Source organism: uncultured Microscilla sp., from assembly GCF_947493425.1.
In the GTDB taxonomy this organism is placed as follows: Bacteria; Bacteroidota; Bacteroidia; order Cytophagales; family Microscillaceae; genus Microscilla.
Genome location: NZ_CANLRP010000321.1, coordinates 1 through 4,020 on the forward strand (window position 1 = coordinate 1; position 4,020 = coordinate 4,020).

Below are 4,020 nucleotides of genomic sequence, written 5' to 3' on the forward strand. Positions count from 1 at the left end.
TTTACTATATAACATCTTTTTCACTCTATTTTTTTGTTATAATTTAACTATTAGGTTATACCATGTACAGTAGGATGTTCACAGGTAACTACACTTTTATATCACGCTGATTTTTAGCAACTTATAAAAAGTGTGGTTAAAAGTAAGTCTTACAAAACAGCTTTGGAGGGTTTAGTTGTTTAATTAATCAAAAATCGCCACGGTTTCTGGTATAAGAGAAACTGTGGCGAATGAATGGTGAGTAAGGTTTACAATGACATTGGGGCACATAATATTATCAGCCATTTAGATAGTACACTTGTCCTGCACAGCGTACGATGCTTGTAACAAACCTTTGGTTTCTAAAAAGGATACCCTATGCCTAAGTTGAGCAAGGTTTGTCCATTGTGCCCTGGGTTGCCCAGGTTAAAGTTACCCAAAATATAACGGCTACCTGCTGCCCTTGCCGGGTCGTATGCTTTGACCCCTGCATCGAGACGAATGAGCAAAAACGAAAAATTGAGGCGTAAGCCAAAACCCACTCCTACCGCTATTTCTTGGAAAAACGAGGGAAATTTAAACTCCGAACCAGGCCGATTGTCAGCTTCTATCATCCATACATTGCCTGCGTCTACAAACAAGGCTCCCTCAAAAAAACCGTAAATAGGAAAACGGTACTCCATATTGGCTTCAAAAATGATTTCACCAGGTTGTTCAAACGAATAGTCAAACTCTTGGGTGCCCTCTCTGAGTTCAGGCGGGTGCGACCCAGGTCCCAAACGCCGTGGAGCCCAGGCACGCACACTATTGCTCCCTCCGGCAAAATAAAACTTCTCATAAGGCAATGTTTCTGACACTCCATAAGGGCGGGCAATACCTGCATGTATTCTAAATGCCAGTTTTTGTTTTTTGTTTAGGGGCAAATAATAATGAAAGCTGGAGTTGAACCTATAAAACTGAAAATATTTCAATCCGGCAATGAGGGTGTCTCCTCCTAAAAACTGTCGGTCAATCAGGTTAAAAGTAGTGCCGCCCGACTCTGCCAACAACTTAATGTAGTGGGCATTTCTTAACTCACCAATATTGGTATTGTTAAAAGTGTAGGTAAAGTAATAACTCCCTACAAGGGCTCTCTCAAAACTCTTGATTAAAGGGTTTCCTGCCCTTTCTAACTCTAACAATTGCTCTCTGAAAGTCGACGAAATACGAGGTACATTTACAAAACTTATTTCTGACAGGGTAAAGTTGTAACTAGAGTAGCGGCTAAACCACAGGTATGTCATTGAGCTCCGCAAATTGGTTCGGTTATACTCTGGGCGTTGCACAAAGTTGTACCCAACATTGATCCGGGTTTTTGGGCCATAATCGTTGAACAGAAACCTCAAACGGGTAGGGAATAAAATCACTGGAAAGTTTAAGGCGGTGTTTAAGCTTAGCTCCTGACTGCTATAGTTTTGGTTTTCGTCAGAAAAACTCGCCTGTCCATCCAAGGTATACTGAAAGTTGGTTTCGAATACCTCGGCTCCCCCAAACAAGTTGCGGTTTTTGAGCGATAAGTTAACAAAAGGCCCTGGCAAACCTTGTCCTACGGTTACACCAGCTTCACTGGTAAACTGATACTTTTCTACCGGGCTGGTTTTTATGCGGGCAACGAGCCTTCCCACCTTTTGGTCATTACTATCTTTGGGTATTTCAAAGGTGGTGTTTACAAATTTAAACATGTCTAGTGCACCTAACAAACTTTTGGTACGCAACACTTGGTCGTACTGGTAAAAGGCGCCAGGCTCAACTTGCACCCTATAATCCAGAATATGCGATGAATAGGGAATACGGCGTTTGGCAAATTTATATATGACTCCTTTAGAGGACACTTTTTCGTTGTAATCGGGCTTGGCACTGTTTGTTACTTCGGTGTTGGGCTGTATTTCAAATATGACTTTGTCAATTTTGTATTGACGGTGGTATTTTTCTTCCCCCGCCGGACGATTGACCACAATACGGCAATGGGCTAGTTTGCGGTTTTGCTTGGTAGTGTCTTTCAAAGCAGTGGTATCTACTTTAAAAAGTAAATATTGCTTATGAAAAGTGTAAAACCCATTATTTTTCAGCAAGTTAACTATCCTGGTACGTTCAGTGTTGAAATCTTCCTCGTCATAGCGTTTGCCTTGCTTTAAAGGGCTTTTTCTTCGCAACTCAGGGGTAGTAAGCAACGAATCAATTACTTTGTTTTCGGTCACGTATTCTATTTTGCCCAAAATCAGGGGTTTGCCTTCTTCTACTTTATAATAAACCTTTACTTTTTTCCTTTTTTTATTGCGTTTGGTTTCAACATCTACTGTTGCCTGAAAAAAACCCTTAGACCGATAATATGCCTCCATCTCTTTTGCAGACTCTTTTGCCTTGAGCGAATCATAAAAGACTGGTTTCTCTCCTACCGAACGCATCCACCAGTTGCCTTCCCTCATTTTTTTTTGTAGGTCTTTTACCTTTTCTTCCTTTTTTTCTTTTAGTTTATGTACTTTGTCATACACCTTTTCTCTTATTTTTTCTCTTTTGGCACCTTCTGGAGCTTTGCCTATACGCGCTTCTTGTTGCTCTATCAGCGTGTCATACTTGGCCTTGGTTTTTTCTATTTTAGCCCTGACTTTTTCACGATCAAACCGCTTCAAGCCATAATTATAAGCGGCCACCGAGGGGTACCCAAATAAAAATCGAGAGTTGGTTTTTTGACGAAATAGGGCTTCCAGATCACCCGAAGACAGTTTTTTATTGCCTTTTATTTCCTGGCTTCGCAAAAAATACTGCCCCTTTTTCCAGTTTTTGGTGCTCATACACCCCGACAATACCCCCAAAACCAGCAACCAGCCTCCCAAATAATGAACAGTTTTTAGCATATACTTCTCTGTTATCATGCACTATGTTGATTCAATACTAAGTTCTGCGTATTTTTTTGATTTACAAAATTTTAAAATATCAATTTACACCTGTTCCTTGTTACAAAAAGAAGAATGCATTGAAGTCAAAAAATATTTATAAAACCCAACACTTATTTTTTAGCCTGCACCTTTTATCTTTGATGCTTTGTTGATGACTAAACCCCCTAGACGAAGTGCCCGACACAAACATTTCTAAAAGGCAATATAAATTGCTCCACTCACTACAGGTAAAAAAATACCGTAAACAACACCAGGCTTTTTTAGTAGAAGGAGAAAAAAGTGTAGTAGAAACTCTTCAATCTTCCTACCGGGTAGTTGAATTGTATTGTACTACTGATTTTGCTCAAAACTATGCTCCTATCATAGAGGCCTCAGCCACCAAGGTATTGGTAGCTACTGCTAATGAACTCAAAAAAGGTAGTCATTTTCAAACCAACAACAGTTGTCTGGCCATAGTACAGTTGCCAGAGCCTACCCCAATAGCACCACTGGCGCAGAATGAATATGCTTTGGTGCTGGATGGTATTCAAGATCCTGGCAACTTGGGTACCATTGTACGCATTGCCGATTGGTACGGTATAGGGTCTATCCTTTGCTCGCCCGACACAGTGGATGTTTACAACCCCAAAGTAATCGCCTCTTGTATGGGGTCTTTTCTCAGGGTAAATACTCACTACACCGATTTAGAGGCTTACTTCCAGGCATTAACAACACCTAAGGTGTACGGTGCTTTTTTAGATGGAGCAAACTTGCACGAATGGTCTTTCCCAAAAGAGGCAGGCTATATCGTATTGGGCAACGAGTCGAAAGGCATCAGGGCATCTATGGCAGCCCACATTCACCAAAAAATTACTATTCCTCGTTTTGGGCAGGCAGAATCGCTCAATGTGGCAATGGCTACTGCCGTTATTTGCGACCATGTAAAGAAAGATACCACATAAATAAACGTTATTTCCGCCCTTGACTACATAAAAAAACCTGTCAGGGACTTCCCCCTGACAGGTTCAAATAAAATCAGTTGTATTATCACAATACTCCGCAGTGATTTTAGCCAAAGTTGACTACTGATTACCTTCGGTGAGCACCGATATACATCGGTATCTAA

General features: G+C 40.9%; 2 protein-coding genes. One reads left to right on the forward strand and one right to left on the reverse strand.

All coding sequences use genetic code 11. The features are described from left to right. Positions 1-341 precede the first annotated feature (341 nt). Positions 342-2,873 carry a BamA/TamA family outer membrane protein gene (locus Q0954_RS33110; RefSeq protein WP_299466075.1) on the reverse strand — a complete coding sequence of 844 codons (2,532 nt, stop codon included), beginning with the start codon at positions 2,871-2,873 and terminating at the stop codon, positions 342-344. 215 nt (positions 2,874-3,088) lie between these two features. On the opposite strand from Q0954_RS33110, the gene Q0954_RS33115 reads away from it, so the two are divergent. Next, positions 3,089-3,856, forward strand: coding sequence for an RNA methyltransferase (locus Q0954_RS33115; protein ID WP_299466078.1), 768 nt, complete (start codon positions 3,089-3,091; stop codon positions 3,854-3,856). The last annotated feature ends 164 nt before the right edge of the window (positions 3,857-4,020 follow it).